This window comes from Pusillimonas minor (assembly GCF_014237865.1).
Classification (GTDB): Bacteria; Pseudomonadota; Gammaproteobacteria; order Burkholderiales; family Burkholderiaceae_B; genus Neopusillimonas; species Neopusillimonas minor.
In genome coordinates this window covers 1-17,570 of sequence record NZ_JACJUU010000006.1, presented here as the reverse complement: position 1 = coordinate 17,570, position 17,570 = coordinate 1, and the positions used below count along the sequence as shown (strand labels likewise).

At 62.6% G+C, this 17,570-nt stretch carries 9 protein-coding genes and 1 pseudogene; 1 reads left to right on the top strand and 9 read right to left on the bottom strand.

Annotated features, from left to right (window positions below; all coding sequences use genetic code 11):
- The first annotated feature begins 250 nt into the window (after positions 1 to 250).
- Positions 251 to 925: an SOS response-associated peptidase gene (locus tag GTU67_RS08920; RefSeq protein ID WP_185779876.1), complete on the top strand. Its 675-nt coding sequence runs from the start codon at positions 251 to 253 to the stop codon at positions 923 to 925.
- Positions 926 to 1,041: 116 nt separating this feature from the next.
- On the opposite strand, the gene ssb is transcribed toward GTU67_RS08920, so the two are convergent.
- The 9 genes and pseudogenes from ssb to GTU67_RS08875 all read right to left on the bottom strand — a co-directional run.
- On the bottom strand, positions 1,042 to 1,500 hold the full coding sequence (ssb, locus tag GTU67_RS08915) for a single-stranded DNA-binding protein (protein ID WP_185779745.1): 459 nt from the start codon (positions 1,498 to 1,500) through the stop codon (positions 1,042 to 1,044).
- A gap of 66 nt (positions 1,501 to 1,566) precedes the next feature.
- Positions 1,567 to 2,376, bottom strand: a complete 810-nt coding sequence (locus GTU67_RS08910) for a DUF3560 domain-containing protein (protein ID WP_185779744.1) — start codon at positions 2,374 to 2,376, stop codon at positions 1,567 to 1,569.
- A gap of 639 nt (positions 2,377 to 3,015) precedes the next feature.
- Entirely contained in the window at positions 3,016 to 3,399 is a 384-nt protein-coding gene (locus GTU67_RS08905; protein ID WP_185779743.1) for a hypothetical protein, read from the bottom strand.
- A 246-nt stretch (positions 3,400 to 3,645) separates the two neighbouring features.
- A pseudogene (locus GTU67_RS08900) lies at positions 3,646 to 3,933 on the bottom strand (JAB domain-containing protein); the annotation flags it as partial.
- A gap of 241 nt (positions 3,934 to 4,174) precedes the next feature.
- Positions 4,175 to 4,621 carry an outer membrane protein assembly factor BamE domain-containing protein gene (bamE, locus tag GTU67_RS08895; RefSeq protein ID WP_185779741.1) on the bottom strand — a complete coding sequence of 149 codons (447 nt, stop codon included), beginning with the start codon at positions 4,619 to 4,621 and terminating at the stop codon, positions 4,175 to 4,177.
- 40 nt (positions 4,622 to 4,661) lie between these two features.
- Entirely contained in the window at positions 4,662 to 5,843 is a 1,182-nt protein-coding gene (locus GTU67_RS08890) for a beta-barrel domain-containing protein (RefSeq protein WP_185779740.1), read from the bottom strand.
- On the bottom strand, positions 5,840 to 8,059 hold the full coding sequence (locus GTU67_RS08885; protein ID WP_185779739.1) for a type I secretion system permease/ATPase: 2,220 nt from the start codon (positions 8,057 to 8,059) through the stop codon (positions 5,840 to 5,842). The genes GTU67_RS08890 and GTU67_RS08885 overlap by 4 nt, the downstream gene beginning before the upstream one ends.
- On the bottom strand, positions 8,056 to 9,525 hold the full coding sequence (locus GTU67_RS08880) for a TolC family outer membrane protein (protein WP_185779738.1): 1,470 nt from the start codon (positions 9,523 to 9,525) through the stop codon (positions 8,056 to 8,058). Before GTU67_RS08880 ends, GTU67_RS08885 begins: the two co-directional genes overlap by 4 nt.
- Positions 9,503 to 17,570: VCBS domain-containing protein (locus GTU67_RS08875; RefSeq protein ID WP_185779737.1), on the bottom strand; the 8,068-nt coding region annotated here is incomplete at its 5' end. The genes GTU67_RS08880 and GTU67_RS08875, both read right to left, overlap by 23 nt.

Here is a 17,570-nt window from a genome sequence, read left to right as displayed (position 1 = left end):
TCCCCACCCCGCTAGGGGTGCGTCATGTGTGGGACCTTTAAGGCCACAAATGAGCGAAGGCGAATTTGAGGCCTTAAAGGTCCCAGCCAGACCAGGAACCGGGCTGGCATCGTCACCGGACAGGGTCCCAGGCGCAGCCTGGGAACTGCACGGCACTAGCAGCAAAAGCTGCTCTGACATGCTCCCCAACAGCCCCAGCACGAGCAAACCCGACATTGCACACCCGCAGCAAACACGCGAGAATTTCTCTATGTGCAATCGCTACGTAACACCCGATCAGGCGGCTGTTGAACGCTACTGGCATATAGGACGTCAGAACCCGCCAAAGCTCTGGGGGCCACAGGTGCATCCCCGGGGTATGGGGCCGTTTATTCGTGCAGGCGAGCAGGTGCGGGAACTTGTCGTGGGCCAGTGGGCGCTGATTCCGCCATTCGCCAAGGATGCCAAACTGCCCTATTCCACCAACAACGCACGCGCGGAAGAATTGGCGCAAAAGCCTACCTTCCGGCAAGCCTGGGCGCGGGGGCAGCGCTGCATCATTCCGGCGGAATCCTTCGATGAACCCTGTTGGGAAAGCGGCAGCAATGTGTGGTGGCGGTTCCGGCGCGCCGATGGTGCGCCCTGGGGGCTGGCCGATTTGTGGAATACCTGGGTCAGCCGGGAAACCGGCGAAGTGGTGGAAAGCTATACCATGCTCACACTGAACGCGGACGCTCATCCCCTGATGAACAGGATGCACAAGCCGGATCCCTCCAAACCTGTCGGCGCGCAGGATAAGCGCTCGGTGATTCCGATTGAGCTGGCCGATGTCGATCAATGGCTGAACGGCAGCCAGGACGACGCGCAGGCGCTGTTTACTCTGCCGCCCGCTGCGGCATTCGATGCCATCCCGCTGGAACCGCCGCGACAGTCCAGCCTGATTTAATGATCTGTGTCGGTCAGCGCGAGGATTGCGGCGACACACGCAACAAGGCCCGGCAAAGCCGGGCCAGTCGCGGTTTTCGCCAGGCCGATGTTACCCGGCCTGTGGTGGGCTGTCGATTAGAATGGAATATCTGATGTATCGATTTCGTCAGGCGTTGCAGTGGGTGCCTTCGCCTTGCTGCTGCGGCCTTTCGGGCGGGCTGCCGGCCCAGGCTGGGCGGTGTCAGCCTGGGCCGTTTCCCTGCCGCCCAACATCTGCATTTGGTCTGCAATGATTTCCGTGGTGTAGCGGTCTGTGCCCGTGTCTGCGTCATGCCACTTGCGGGTTTTCAGGCGGCCTTCCACGAATACCGTGCGGCCTTTGCGCAGATATTCACCGGCAATTTCAGCCAGTCGGCCATAGAAAACGACGCGGTGCCATTCGGTTTCTTCGCGGCGCTCGCCTGTGGCCTTGTCCTTCCATTGGTGAGTCGTAGCAATCGACACTGAGCACACGGCTGCACCTTCTGCGGTGTAGCGGACTTCGGGGTCTTTGCCAAGGTTGCCGATCAGAGTGGCGCGGTTCAACGATGCCATGGTGACTTCTCCTTTGTGTCAGTCGGGGGGAATGTCTGGGCGACCCTCCGCCCAGACAGGAAAGGCTTATTGCTGTCGCTGGGCGAGTTCCAGGGCGCGCATGAAATCCATGGCGGCCCATTGGGCGTTGCCGGTCAGTTGCCGCACCCAGGCGCTGCGTGTGGGACTCCAGCGGAATCCGTGGCGCTTGAGCAAGTCGCGCGTTTCCTTGGCGGGTTTGCCGTCAAACAAGAACATGGCGCGGTTTTCCTGCGGATCCTCGCGGTAGGTGTAGCCGGGGCCGCTGCGTTCAAACTCGGGCCGGTCAGCCACTTTCTCCAGGTCTTTGATGCGTTGGGCAATGCGGCGAATGTTGGCGTTATTGTTCTGCAGTTGGTACGGGGCAAAACCGATACGGCCCATAAAGTCGGGTTTGATGAGTTCGCGGGCGCGGGCACCGTCCACCAGGCCAGTGGCTACCAGGGCGCTGATGCGGGTTTCCGGCTCGGCCTTGGCATGGCGGCGAAGAACCCCATTCAATTTCTTCATGGCATCCTGCCATGCCTGCAACGATGCCAGCTTTGCCTTCAGCTTTTCGATGGCCTGCGGGTCATCGCTGGAAATGCCGCCCTTGCCTACTGCTGCGGCCTTGTCTGCGTAGTGTTCGGCCTTTTTCTGCAGTTCGAAGGATTTTTCATAGCCCTGCTGGATGCGCCCCCGATAGCGGCGGTCGCCACGTTCAGAGTGATGGCCCACCAGAATTGGCTGACCAAAGGGGATGGCCTGTGCCATGTCATGCGCCTGCGCGTGTGCTGCGTCGGCCTGTTGTTCGGCCTGTGCGGCCTTGGCCTGATACGCTGCTTTCCGTGCTGCCTGCTTCGCTTCATAGGTGTTCATGATCTGATCTCCAAATGAGGTTTCGGGTTTTCAGCTGACCGGATCCGAAGATTCTTGAGCCGGAACGTGAGTCCGCCGTGTGGGGTTTACGCTGGCTCTCCGGTCTTGCCGCCGTCTTCCGTGAGTTCCGTCGCCGTGCCGATCTGGATCATGTAGCGCCGACCGGAAAGGGGCGGGAACGGAAGCCGCAGCCCGAAGCGAAGCGCAGGGACCGGGTGAGTACCCGGCGAAGCGAACCCCTTGGAGGGAGAAGCGCAGTGATACAGTCGGCGGTTTTGGCGACGGAACTCACAGAAGACGGAACAGCGGCCCGCCCGAGCGATGACCCCGCACGGCAGCCGCGCGGCGAGCGCCCCCAGCCGCGCCCGGCGCGGCTCTTACTTGGGCCAGCGGCCCAGGGCAGGTGCAGCGCGCAGCGCCGGCAGGCGTGGAAATTTGAGGGATGGAAGCGCGCAGGGGCAAGACGCCGCAGGCGGCTTGATACGAAGCACGACAGCCCGGCCCGCAGCCGATAGGCGGAGGGACACATGCTACTGAATCAGTGGAAGCTGTGATGAAGCGGTGTGATGTCTGTCAATCTTGACACAAGGAGGAGGGTTTATTCCTGACAAGGCCCTACTATGATGACAGAGTCAACCGTTAATCCGATAGGGCGCCCCATTCCCAATAAGCCGTGATTGGCCTAGGTACACCGTGAAACACCGGCGCAGACAAGGCATTGTTGAAGGCTTCTCCCGCCATTTTCACTTCTGCTTGAAACTTAGCACTGCTGACAGCGTCGCCTGCGATGGCCCTGTCGAGGGTAGCTAAACCTGATCGTAGCTTGTCCAACGTGATATTCAGGTCTCGCAGGCAATCGCTGAATGGTGGCTGATGGTACGGATTAGAAAGTGCTTGGTTGACTGAGCTTCTGCAGCCTCTCAAAACGTCCGGGTTGTATTGGTCGTGAGACAGGCGCTCATCGCAAATCTGACGAGTAGAAAATTCGAGATTACTAATTGCGTTGTCAATAATCCAGGCCATGCCCTTTAGAGTTGTAAGCCTCTCTTGACGCTGGTGTTTCTATATTCGTGCAAGACTTCCTAAAGAAATAGCAATCGCTCCAATCGTACCGATGGATGTCAACCAATCTGTGATCGCTGGGGCGTTCGTTTCTTCGCCAGTAGCCCACGGCCAGCCGTGGAGGAGCACTGCCAACCCAAAGAATGCCACTACAAACCCGCATAACACGGCTATCCAGCAAACGTCGCACTTCCTCATTCTTTTCTCCTACATGTCACGGCGGCTGCAGGATCCTAACCTTGGCGCCCTATTTATCGCCGAATTACAGAGAATCAAGTCTAAGAATGTCGGGGAGGGGAAGCATTGAATGGGAAGGCAGGTCGGAACACCCTGCCAGATTTTCAGGCCGTCGCATCTTCCCCGCTCAGCCAGCGAAACCGTCTCCGTCGCCATCATAATGATATGGTCTGGAAACCGCACATCAATCGGCGCCAGCGCCTTCTTGAGATGCTGGGTCAGATTCATATCGGCCGGACTCAGTTCTGTCGACCCGGACGAGTGGTTGTGCGGGCGGCCAACTCGCCTTTTTTCGAAATTCGCTTCCTACTTGCTTTGCCATATTCCTTCGTCGATCGACCAGAGTTCGTCGGCTTGCGGGGCTTGGTCGCCTTTCGGGATTGGCTAAAGAACGAGGCGCCTTGTGCGAGACCCGCATTCCGCCAGGCGCGGCGGAATGACCGACGGCCATCCGCTGCGGCCGGACCAAAACAACGCAGTCCGACTATTGACATCAGAGTCATTGCACCGCGCTATTGGCAATATCTAGGCATTGATGCCGCCGCCAGAACGCTTTTTCGAGCTTACGGTCTTGGTCTAGAACCACCTTGTACTGGCATACGAGGTAATGCCCCGACCCGGGCATCTTGAAAGTGAAGTTGTAGTCCCAATGTCGGCTTTGCGCCGCGCCTTCCTCGTTCAGCGGCCATCCGAGCAGCGTCACAACTTGTTCGGCCGCCATGCCCGGCGCAATTTGACTCAAGCGTTGTGGTTCCAACATGATCCCCGCTCTCTGGAAGGGCTCATCATAATCAGGCAGGTCCATATGAACTTCGGGATAGGCCAGGCTCTCGGGGTTGCTGATCGGATCGACGGGATTGGCTGCCCAGGAAGCACCAGCGACCAGCAGGCCCGATGCCAGGATCACATTCTTCGCCGCTCGGGCGATACGCGTCTCAATGTTCATAAATAAGTATCCTCTAATCATGAATCAAGCATGTCCGCCGTCAACGTTCTCGAAGCGCCTCGCCGGCCTTGTTGAATGGCTTTGTCAAATAATTCCAGACCGTCTTGCTTCCCGTGCGGATATCGACGGTCGTTACCATGCCGGGGACAATGGGAAACTGCTTCCCGGCCTTATTGACCAGTACGTCCGACTCCGTCCGGACATAAACAGGGTAGTAGACGATTTCGGGTTTGATCTCGTCGCGCAGGGTGTCGGGCGCAATGGTTGCAACCGTGCCCTTCAAGCCGCCATAAATCGCGTAATCGTAGGCCGTGACCTTGACGAGCGCCTCCTGGCCGGGGTGAATGAAGGCGATATCGCGGGGTGAAATCCTAGCCTCTACCAGCAATTGATCGTCCAGCGGCACGATAGTCATCACAGAGCCGTTGGGCGGTACGACTCCGCCCATGGTCGTGACTTCGATGTGCTTGACAATGCCCCGTACGGGAGAATAAAGCGTCATGCGTTCCAGCGTGTCGGCTCGCCCCCGCACGACCGATGACAGCGACTGCACTTCAGCGTTCGACTTTGCCAGCTCTTCGCGACTTCGCACCATGTAGCTCGTCTCGGTTTCAGAGATCTTGAGCTCCAGTTCGGCGCGCTGCCGCTGCAGGCGGATCAATTCCACGTTACTGGCAGCACCGCTCTTTACAAGCGATTGAGTGATGTTCAGCTCTTTGCGCACCAGGCCAAGCGCTTCATTCAGGTTCGCCATGGACTGCTTCAGGCTGCCGCGGCGGGATTTGAATAGGGCCAGCTCCGCCTTGCGCAGCTCGGGATAATCATCCAGCTCAGACGGAAAAACGGGTTCTTCATCCCCGTCGACTTCGGCACGAAGCCGGGCGCTGCTTGCCAGAGCCGCGCGGTAGCGTGCCGCCGTCTCTTCTACGCTGGACTCTCCGCGGGTGGGGTCGAGCTGCGCCAGAACCTGGTTTTTCTCCACGATCTGCCCTTCGCGTACGTCCAGGCGTGCCAGGATGCCGCCTTCTAGCGACTGAATGCGCTGCTCGCGCGAGCTGGGAATGACCTTGCCCACGCCGGTCGAAACCTCTTCGATCTCGAAAAACCATGCCCAGGCAAAGAACGCGATTACAAAAGCGGTCAGCCACCATGCCACGCGCCCGGCCGCGCTGTAGCGCACTTCGTCAAGATCGTCAAGATCGGCGAGCGGCTTGGTGCTCATGGCGCCACCCCGCTGTCTGAAGCATGCGCGGCGCGGAACTCAGGCTCGGCCCGCGCCTGAAGCGAAGCTTTCACCGCCGGCCCGCGCGCCCTGAGGCCGCCTTGCCGCAGCTTCGCCAGGATATCGTCTCGCGGCCCGTCCAGCACGACGGCGCCGGCGTCCAGCACGAGGATCCGGTCAACGGCCTCTAATACGGCGGGACGATGCGTGGCCACGATCAGGCTGCGGTCGGAAGCCAGTTCTTTGAGCTGTGCAATGACGTTCCGCTCGGCCGCCTCGTCCAGCATGGCGGTCGGCTCGTCCAGCAAGAGCACGGCGGGGCGGCGCAGGAGCAGACGTGCAAGTAGGAGGCTATGGCGCTGGCCACCCGATAGGCCCAGGCCGCCCTCGGTGACGGGATAATCCAGCCCCTTGGGAAGGCGCTGCACGAATTGCCAAGCCCCGGCCGCTTTCAGGGCGGAGATGAGTTCCTCGTCAGTCGCGTGCGGGGCGCCCAATCGCATGTTCTCGCGCAGAGTGCCCAAGAACAGCCGCGCGTTCTGAGACAGAAGGCCCACGTCGCGGCGCACGTCCGCCGGGTCGATCTGGGCCAGCGTCACGCCGTCAAGCAGTACGCTGCCCATCTGCGGCTCGAGCAGGCCCGATAATGCCTGCAGCAGCGTCGACTTCCCGGAGCCGTTGCGCCCCAATACGCCCACGCGTTCGCCGGGACGGATTTCCAATTGTTTAATCCGCAGCGCGGCGGTCTGCCCGTCGTAGCTGAACAGGGTATGCTTCAGTTCATAATGGCCCAGTAACGCGGGGCGATACACCCGGGTTTCCGTCGAGGCATGATCAACGGGCAGTTTCATCAGCTGGTCCAGGCCCTCGGAAGCAAGGCGCGCCTGCTGCCAGCGATTCAGCACCTGCGTCAGGCCCGACAGCGGCGCCAGCATGCGCGTGGACAGAATGGACGCGGCCACCAGCACGCCCGTGCTCATCTCTCCGGTCATGACCATGGGCGCACCGAAAAACACGACTACCGCAAAGGCCGCGCCCTGCACCGTTTGCGACCAGTTGTTCAGGTCGTGAATCAACTTGCGCAGCTTGAGCCCGGCCTCGGCTTCGCCGGCGTTGTAATGATTCCACTGGTTCTGGAAACGAGGCTCGGCCTGCAGCAGCTTGATGTCCTCGATGCTCTGAATCGCCTCGACGAGCATCGCGCTGCGCAGCGCGGATTCGCGCATGCTTGCCTGAGCCAGCGCGCGAAGACGACGCTGCGCCAGCAGGCTCGGCACGACCAGCATCGCAAAAGCAGCCAGGGGCACCCACACCAGGGGGCCGGCAATATGCCAGAAGATGAAGCAGAACAATAAGAAAAAGGGCAGGTCCGCAATCACGGTCACCGTCGTGGAGGTAAGCATGTCGCGTACGGACTCCACCTCTCGCACCTGCGATACGAAAGTGCCCGTCGACTTGGGCCGTACGGTGTTGCGCAACCGGAGCGCATGGCCGAACACGCGGTCGGAGATGCGCAGATCGGCCCTCTTGCCCAGCACGTCGATGATGGTCACACGCGCATTACGCATGACCCAGGCAAGGAGAATGGCCAAGACGACGCCGCCGAACAGCACGTACAAGGTCGACTCCGACTGCGCGGGCACGACCCGGTCGTACACCTGCATCGAGAAGGCGATGCTGGCCAGCGCCATCAGATTCGCAACGAAGGAGGCGACGAGAATATGAGCGTACGGCCGAAGATCGGCAAATACAATGCCGCGCAGCCAGTGGCGCTCGACCGGCCGGATGTACTGGTCCACGCGATCGTCGGGTGCGGAGCGGATCGGCCGCATCACGGCTACGGCGGCCAGCGAAGCCTGCAGCGCTTCGGTCGCCACCGTGGTGGCCAGCCCCTCGTCGCCGCTGAAGACGATCTGCAGCTCCTGCTGGGACATTGCCGTAATGACGCCGACCTGGCCGTCACGCAGCTCCACCGCAATGGGCAGACGCCAGGACGTGAGACCGCTCAGCCGCGGCCGCACCCAGCGCAACTGCAGTCCGGCCTGTCTCGCCGTTTCGCGCAGCGCGGCCCGCAACTGTCCGGAACCGCTCCAACTGGCGCTGACGCGCAGACGCTCGCGCGAAACGGCGAGATGATAGTGGGCCGCCACAGCCAGAATGGCCTCCAGCCAGCCTTCGAGAATCGGCACGAGCTCCTGTTCTGGTATGGCGCTCATTGCATTTCTCGCACGTACGCCTCCGTCGCCGCGACGGCGCCCGGGTCGGATTGCACTGAGAAAACCGTACGCAGGCGTCCCGCATAAAACAAGCAGTCGATGCCCAGGCGGGCCATCTCGTGAGCCGTGTCGATCTGGTCACGCCTTGCGCCGTAGTATTCTTGCTCGGCATTGAGAAGATCCAGCAAGGAACGCGTTCCGAGCTGCAGGTACTGATCGCGATACAGGGCGCGCGTCAGACGCATGCTTTCTTCACGCGCTTGCTGCACCGGGCGTCGCGACGCAAATTTGCGCCACTCCAGTGCGGCATCTTCGCCGCCTTGCTCCACGCTCAGACGCGCCTCGTCCAATGCGGCGCGAGCCGCATTCACCGCGTGCTCAGCCGCCCTGCGGTCGGCCTGCAGGCGCCCGCCCTCGTACAGAGGCATGGACAAATTCAGCATTACGGTGGTGTCGATGGAACGCTCGCCGATGGCGCGCGAATGCGCGTTCAATCCCCTTCCGGTGGAGGCCTCCAGGGAAAGCGTGGGCAACTGCTGGGTGCGCGCGACCTCGGCGCCGGCTCGCGCCACCTCAAGTTGCGCCAGGGCGACCCTTATCGCAGAGGCGTCCTGCCCCGCGGAGCCGCCGACTGCTGAGGCGGCGGCCGGCTCGGTGCAGGCTCCTTCCAGCGCGGCGGGCACGTCTCCGGCGGCCTCGGGCAGGCCTGAAGCGCCCATCCAGTGCATCAGCGTGGTGCGCCAGCGCTGCGTCTGCGCGCGCGCCGACAGCAGCTCAATCTGAGCCGAGTCCACGCGGGCGCGCGCCTGCACAGTGTCAGACCGCGTACTGGCGCCCTTCTCTTCCCGCTCGGCGGCAAGCCGGGCGACGTCTTCGACCGCATCTACCAGCTCTTGCGCGGCCACGGCCAACGCCTCCTGGCGCCGCACCTCGATCCAAGCATACGCGGTGTTGCGCACCACTTCGTCTACTGACAACAGAACGCGCGCCCGCGCCACTTCCGAGGCGCTGCGGGCTTGGTCGACCCGGCTGGAAACCTTCCCGAAGTCGTACAGCATCTGCGAGGCCGAGATCTCGGCCCGCTGGATGTGGCGGCTGTCGTAGCCCGTAATCGGTGAATTGCTGGACCGCGTATTTACGCCGCCGCTGATGCGGGGATAGTAGCCCGAGCGAGCGGCATCGACGCCTTCGTTCGCCTGCAGCACCTGGCTGCGGGCGCCGCGCACCAGCGGATGCCAGCTCAACGCCTGGTCAATCGCCGCCTGCATGTCGACGGAGCGTTCGTCCGACACGGGAGAACGCGCCGCCGGCCTTTCGGCCTGGCGGACAGCGAGGTCATGGATCTGAGCGGCGGTGCCGCTGGCGCTCGACAGGGCAAGCGCGAGCAGGCACACACGCGCACGAGTCAGCCGGCGGTGGCGGGGCCCGCCCCCCCTCTCCGGATCAAGCCAGTACATGCGCGTCATGCAGACCTTGCTCCAACTCGTACTGACTCAGCGGATCATTCACGTAGGCATACGGTTCCGCCGTCAAACTGTCACCCGGGCCATCGGCCGGACCGGATATGGCTGGCGTTTCGGCATCCGTTTCTTCAGGCAGCCAATCCGAAACGGATTCGCCCGGTTCCTCGGTGTCGGCCAGCAGGCCTTCGAACGAGGGCGGGGTGTCCGGCTGCTCGAACATGAAGGCAGCCATGCTTGCAGCAGCAACATCGCCAAGATCGTCGCCATCGCCCTGCGGGAGAGTGAAAGGCGCGGAGAAGGTTTCCGCGGACGCCGCGACCGCGCCGGTGTCGACACCCACATCGCCGGTAACCGTCAAGGTGACTGCCGATCCGTCGTCTCGCGTTCCCGTATAAGTACCGTCGCCGTTATCGACCCACTCGCCAGAAAGACTCAGGGAGTCGTCGGCTGTACCACTTATCGTCAAGCTGGATCCCGTGCCGGCGATGGCCTTGAGCTGGTCAGGGGTAAGACCCGTGATCTGGTTGACGCCGCCAATGCCCATGTCGATGATCTCGATATTGCTCAAACGCGAAGCCAAGTCAGCGCCGGTGAGATCTTCGCCATAGCGCAGCTGCACCGTGTCAGTGCCCGCCCTGCCGTTGATGGCAGAGCCTGTCCAGATCAGCGTATCGTCGCCGGTTGTGGCAAGCTGGCTCGACACGTTCAGCGTGATGGTGTCGGTTTTACGGGCGGATTCCGCGCCATTGGCGCTTTCCACCGTCCACGCCGTCACTTTTACCTGCGTTCCGCTCGCTCCATCCTGATCGGTCAGCGCCGACGCCGCCTGCACGAAGCCCAGACCGTCCAGATCGCTCTGCGACAGGCCGGTTATGGTGTACGTATCGGTCGCCGCATCATAGCTGACTCCGGAAGTGACGAGGGTGTCGCCCACGTACAAGGCCGCATGCTCGCCCAGGCCGGTAATCTGCAGCGTCGCGGTTTCTGTGCTTTCGTCCGTCACTGCCGCAATTGCCGGCTGTGAGTCGGCCATCGACGCGTTCAGGTTCAGGGCGATGATCTGGCCTTCCGTGCCGAAGGACAAGGTTGGCTCGATGCTCACGCCATCGGCGGCGGCTTCGACCGTCACCGGATTCAGCGGGACGGTCTCGACTAGGGTCGCGGGCAGGCTGGTCTCGCCCGATTCGACTATCAGCGCCAGATCGTCCAGCGTGCCGCTCCAGTGGGCGGCCGGCAGGATCGCCACATAGGCCGGTATCGTGCCGTCGGCCGACAGAACCCAGGTGTTGGTGTTGCCGTCCCCGCCCGCATTGGAGGCTTGGCTGGCCTCGGTCGCGTTACCTGCGTTGTCGCCGACATAGAGCAGGAAACCCACCGGGACGCCCGACAGCAGAATGGAATGGATCGACTCTGAACCGTTATTGTCGTTCAGCGCCACCGACAAGCCGCTCAGCTCGATGGCATTGCTCTTGTGGGACGTGGCCGCCTCGCTGCCTGTCACGGGGTTACTGTCCACCGTGACGCCATTATTGGCGAGGACGACCTGGGCGGTTTCCGAAGCGCTGGCCGACGCCACGTTGCCCGCACCGGTCTCCTGCGTCTGCGCGTAAGCGGTGAAGGTCACGGAACCCGGTTCGAGGGTGCTGTCCGCCGCCGTATAGCTAAGTTCGGTCGAACCGCCCGCGGCGCCGACATCGATGACGTAGTAATCGCCGTCAGGCACGCCGTCAACGCCGCTGACGGCGGTGAGCGCAAGCGGATCGCCGCTGGCGTCCGTCACCGTGCCGCCGTCATTGTTGGCGGTCATGACCTGCACGTAGAGCAGGCCGCCCACGATCTGGCCGTGGATGCCGTCCACCGAGGTCCCAACGTCGATGGACGCGGTCACGCTGTCCGTGCCCTCGTCCACGTCGTTCGTTGTTACCGTGATGGCGGCCGGGTCCGTCACCGGAACCACCGGCATGGCGGCGGCGGCGTCCGCCTCCACGCTGGCGCCGCCCATGACCGACGCGGTGAGCCTGGCGTCAAAGCCAAAGGCGGCATTGTTGTCGTTGCCGTTCTCCGGCGGGGTGATGCTGATGCCGGCCAGCAGCCCATCAAGTGCCGTCTGGCTGTTGCCGCCCGCTGGCACCGTCACCGTGGCGGTCCAGGTGTGGACCCCGTCAATGGTGGTCAGCGTCATGCCCTCGACCGTGGTGCCCGCCGGCAGATCGGTGATGGTGACGGTGTAACTGTAGGCTTGGCCGTCGTCGCTGGTGGAAACCTCGGCATTCATCATGTCGGCCAGCCTGAAGGCCGTGTCCTCCGTGCCTTCCGCGCCGTTGTAGCTCCACTCGTCGATGACCGGCGGCGTATACGGGTCGCCGTCGCCCAGATCGAGATTCAGGTTCCAACTGACCGAATCCTCTTCGATGCTCGGCGCGGGCGTTGCGGAATCGCCCCGGTCCTGCGCCTGCACCGTCATTGTGATGGTCGACATGCCGTTGATTGTGCCCTGGCCGACGATGAACTCCACCGGTACATCGAGGCCGTCCGCGCCGATGGATTGCGCATTCGTTCCGTCATAGACCAGCAGCCAGCTTCCCGCGCCCACCTGCGATGCGCCGGTCACGGTCACGCCATCGGGCACGCCTTCGATCAGCACGCGGATCAGATGTTCGCTGCCGTCCGTGTCGTCCGAACTTACGTGCAGGTTGACGGTGAACGCCCCGCCTTCGGTCACGGTGGCAGTATCGGGTGCGGCATCATCGCCGGTGCTGGCGTCCTCTGTCGTGCCCGTGGCGGTGCCCATGACGATGCCGGTGATCGAAGCGTCCACCGTATCCGTCACCGGCGTGGCATCCAGACCCAGCGTCCCCTGCTTGATTTCGGTCACGGGAGTCAGCGTGCCGTCGCTGGACGCGTCGATGACTTCATAGTAGAAATCAAGCGAACCCAGGCTGCCGTCCAGATCGGAGGCGCCCATTGCGCCCAGTTGCCCGACCTGACCGGCCGGGATGACATAGTAGCCGCCGTCCGGCAAGCCAGCCACGCCGCTGATGGAAGTAGGGCCAACACCCGCCGATTCCAGCGCCACGCCATTGAGGTACAGCGTGTAATCCGCGCCGGTGGCGTAATCGGTCGGGATATAGAGCTGGCCCAGCGTCTCATCGGTATCGCCGTTCTGCGGCACGATAGCCAGGTTAAGCAGCGTGATCACATCCTCCGCCAGCGTGGCGCTGTCGGTGATCGTCGCTTCGGGCGAGGGCGTGACCGTGAAGCTCACGGGGGTCAGCTCGTTTTCAGTGTACGAGTGGCCGTCCCTCTCGGTGGTGACGCCCGCCACCTGGAAATTCACCGTACCGCTGTAGTTTTCCGGTACGACGATGGAAACGTCCCCCAGCTTGTCGGCCGCCACCATCCAGACGCGTTCGGCGCCGCTTCCCGATACGACCATGGTCGCGCCGGAGACGGAGAACCCTTCCTGCAGCCCGGTGATGCGCAAGGTGGCGGTTTCCGAACCGTCCGCATCGGGAGACGCAATGCCGCTCACGAGGTTGGACAGCGTCACACTATGATTGCCGGCGCCATCCAGCGCGGCCTCGGTCGTGCTGTAGTCGGAAACCACCTTCACTTCGGGGACATCGGCAACGCCGATCACGGACACATTGATCGTTCGAGACACGGGATCCGAGGTATCGGTGCCATCGACCGACACCGCGCTGACCGTCAATGGGAAATCTCCGCTGCTATGAAGCGGCGGGGTGAACATTATCGGGGCGTCGTTACTGAAATTCGAGATCTCGAAGCTGGTGTTGCCCTCGGTCGCCGTAAAGGTCAAAGTACCCGCACCCGTGCCATAGGTGATCGTCGCACCCACGGGAATGCCCGAGATGGTCACGTTGAACGTCTCCGAGGCGTCGGAGCTGGTGGTCCTGATCGCCAGCGGAATGTCCGTATCCTCCAGACCCGAGGCCCGGCCATTGAGCGCCATCGTCACCGCGTCGGCGACCGGATCGAACTTGATCAGCGACAGCATGGCTTCACCGCTGACGGCGACGTTCACTCCCGGACCGCTGACAGTGGGCGGGTCGAGGGGAATTCCCGTGACCTCACTATCGTCGTCGTAATCCACCGTCCCGGTTTGCACCTTGATAGTCAGCGTGCCCGAAACATCGGGGGGCAGCATCACTTGCAGTGTGTCGAGATACTGCTGCGGCACCCAGATGGGTTCGCCAGCATAGGTCTGCGTCACCCAGGTGCTGCCGTTATCCGTCGAATAGCGGAACTGCGTGCCGAAGACCGTGTCGCCCGCGTCAGCGCCGGCACTATCGGATTCCAGCGTCGCCGTGAGCACGGCGTAGACGAACTCGTCCGTGTCTTCATTGGACCAACCCGTCATCAGGTCATGACCACCGCCGGTGTTGGAGGCGTCCGTATAGTTCTCGCCCAAGGCGAACCAGGTGTCTTCCTTACCGGGCACGGTATAGGCGTGATCGTCGATCATCGTCACGTCGTTGCCGTTTTCGCCGTCGCTGTCGGTATCCGTCGTTTCGGCCACCGGGGTGACGGTGATCGTCACGTCGCGATCCTCTGTCTTGGTGTCGCTGACGGGCGCACCATTCACCGTATTGGTGTCGGTGGTCGTGATCGACAGCGTGATTGTCTCGTCCGCGCTGCTGTGCGCCGGCGGCGTAATGGTGAAGGCGTCGAGGATGGCTTCACGCTGGGCTTCGGTCAGTGCGCTGTCGAAGGTGATCGTGTAGGTGCTGCCGGATCCCGTATTGCTCCACCCGGTCATGCCGGTCGGTGCTGTGACCGTCCAGTCCGTCGGCACCGTGAACGACACCGAATCGATTACTTCGCTGCCCGTAGCCGTACCCGTGTCGGTAACAGCCACGCCAGCAAGGAAGGCGACCGCCGTGTCTTCCGCCGTGGTCACGCTGCCGGCCGTTACGTCGCCCGCCACCGGGCTGACGTGCAGGTCCAGCGTGACCGAGCTGGTGATCGTGTCGATGGCGCCGCTCGAATCGTCGTCGGTGTCCCGCGAATGGAGCGTGATCGTCACGTCATTGATGTCGCCGCTGTAGTTGGGGGGCGGGGTGATGCTTATGCTCGGCGGGGTCGCCGATGTGCCCACCGGCGAGGTCGCGGTCGGGTTGGACGCACTGATGGTCGTGTTGGCGCCATTGATGGTGACGATCGTTCCGTCAGGCAGACCCGTAACGGTGTACCAATAAGTCTCGCTGCCGTCCGTGTCGTTGCCCGCGTTTCCATCCGTGTCGTTCAACGTGGCCGTCAGGTGGCCGGTCAGATCGATGGCATTGTCTTCGGCGAAGGTCAGCGCAGTCGTATCGATGGCCAGCGTCGCGCCGTCGGTCACGGCCTGCACATCGACGTCAATGACTTGAGTATTGGTCGCACCGTCTACGCCGGGGATAATCGCGCCGCTGCCGTCCACTTCGTAACTGGTCGCGCTGACGGTGACGGTGAAGTTTTCGCCGCTTTCAGCAAGCGGATTGGCCACCAATGCCTGGTATTCGGCGGTGGTCAGGTGATAAACGCCCGTGGCCGGGTTCACGGCTGGAACATTTGCGATGTGGTAGTTCGGCGCATCGGTGAGAACGATGGTCAAGGTGCCACCGACGGGTGTCAGCACTGTGCTGCCGGTGGAGAGGATAACGCCGTCCGCGCCCGCACCGCCGATCGTCAGCGTGATCTCGCCAAGCCGTTCGGAATGGTCGTCATTGCCCGTACCCGTGCCGGTGTCGGTGATGGCCGGCGCGGTCAGGCCCAGCGCCACCGAATTGTCTTCGGTGGTGTTGACGGTCTTGTTCGCTTCAAGGATCGGCGCATCGGAAACCTTGGTGATCTCGAAGGTGAGCGTTTGCGTCACCGTTCCGCCGCCGTTGGATTCCTTCATCGTATAGGTGACGGTCGGCACCTCGCCAGCGTAGTTATCGACCGGGGTGAAGCTGTAATCGCCATTTTCCGCTATGGTCAGCGATCCCAACTCGTTGCCGTCACTATCCCTGAGAGTGACAACATCGCCGGGAGCATAGTCTTCGGGCGTTCCGTCGCCATCTGCATCGACCTGAAAGCCCGTCACGACGATGACGTCGTCGACGTCGGAAACAAAATCCTGCAAGGTGCCGGCCGCGCTGCCGTCTTCCGTCAGGGGCACAGTGGCATTGGGCGTGATCCCCGTAACCTCGTCGTTGGAACCGTTGACGGTGACCGTGATGACCTGCTCGCTGTACGCGCCGAACTCATCGGTTACCCGCGCCGTGAAGGTTTCCGTTCTGGTGTCGCCGTTATTCAGCGCCTGTGTCGCATCCCGCGAGTTGTCGAGCGTGTAGGTCCATTGTCCGGTGGCCGGATCGATCTCGATCGTGCCATAGATGCCGTCCGTTGTCGCAATGCTCCATGTCTGCGTGGCATCAGTATCCACATCGGAGGCGGTCAGCGTGCCGGCAGTCGTAGTCAACTCGGCAGGGTTGGCAGTTCCCTGCTCGGTGACTTCACCGGCTGCAGCGGCTGCATCCGATGTGATAACTGGCCGGTCGTTGGTGCCCGTGACCGTGATGGTCAGCGTGCTGGTGCTGGTCGCACCGTTGGCGTCCACCACCGTGTAGGAGAACTCTTCAGTGACGATTTCACCCTGCTTAAGCGCCTGCGTGGCGGATAGCGTATTGTCGAGCTCGTAGGTGTACTCGCCATTTGCGTTAAGCGTCAGTGAGCCATAGACGCCCGTCAGCGCCGAACCGACCGTGCCCGCCGAGCCGCCAAAACCCACTTCGCTGACCTGCAGCGTAGCTTTCTCGCCGGCATCGACATCGGTGTCGTTGGTGAGTACATTGCCGCTGGCGGTGGCATCGCCCGGCGCGGGAGTGTTTCCGCCGCCGGACACGCCCGCTTCCGTCACTGCCTCGCTATCGGCCATGGCCACCGGTGCATCATTGGTGCCGGTGATGGTGATGCTGACTTCGCGCGTCGCCGTGCCGCCCGCGCCGTCGCTTACCTGGACGGTATAGGTCAGTTCGACCGTATCGCCCTCGTTCAACGCCTGCGTCGCCGGCAGATCGTTGTCGAGCGTGTAGGTCCAAACACCCGTAGAAGGATCAATGCCGAACGTACCGTAGGTGGCGTCCGGCGTACCGGCCACGCTCCATGTCAATGTGGGGCCATCCACGTCGGTTGCGGTGAAGCTGCCCGTGGCGCTGGGAGACCCCGGGACCACCGTGCCGTCGTCAAGATGGCCCGCCTCGATTACGCTGCCGGTCTGATTACCTTCGGCGATAACTGGGTCATCGTTGACCGGATCGACGGTGATGACCAGATCGGCCGTGTCGGTGCCGCCTTCGCCGTCGCTCACCGTATAGGTGATCGTCGGCACTGTGCCGTTCCAGTCCTGTGCCGGGGTGAAGGTGTAGTTGCCATCTGTGCCGAGCGTGATCGTGCCCACGCCCGCGATGACCACAGGGCCGGCACCCGCCGTATGCTCGGTGGGATCGCCCGCCACGGTAAAGGTGGTCACACTCAGGCTGTCGCCGTCCGGGTCATTGTCGTTGCCTAGCACATTGCCGCTGACAGGAGTGTCCTCGTCGGTGGTCGCGGCATCGTCGCCGGCAGTCGGGGCCGGGTTGCTCACTGTCCAATCAAAGGTCTGCGTGGCCGTCAAGCCCTCGGCGTCGGTGGCGGTCACCGTCACGCTATGCACGCCGCCGCTCCCATCCTGGCTGGCCGAAGGGTCGATCGTGCCGCTGATCACGCCGGTATTCGGGTCGATGCTCAGCCCGGCGGGCAGTCCGGTGGCGCTGTAGGTCAGCGTGTCGCCGTCCACGTCGCTGAACGCGCCGGTCACGTCTACGCTGACGCCTGTGTCGGCATCTTCGTTGACTTGACCGGGGATCGTACCCACCGGCACTGGCGCGTCATTGACCGGGGTGACGGTGATGACCAGATCGGCCGTGTCGGTGCCGCCTTCGCCGTCGCTCACCGTATAGGTGATCGTCGGCACTGTGCCGTTCCAGTCCTGTGCCGGGGTGAAGGTGTAGTTGCCATCTGTG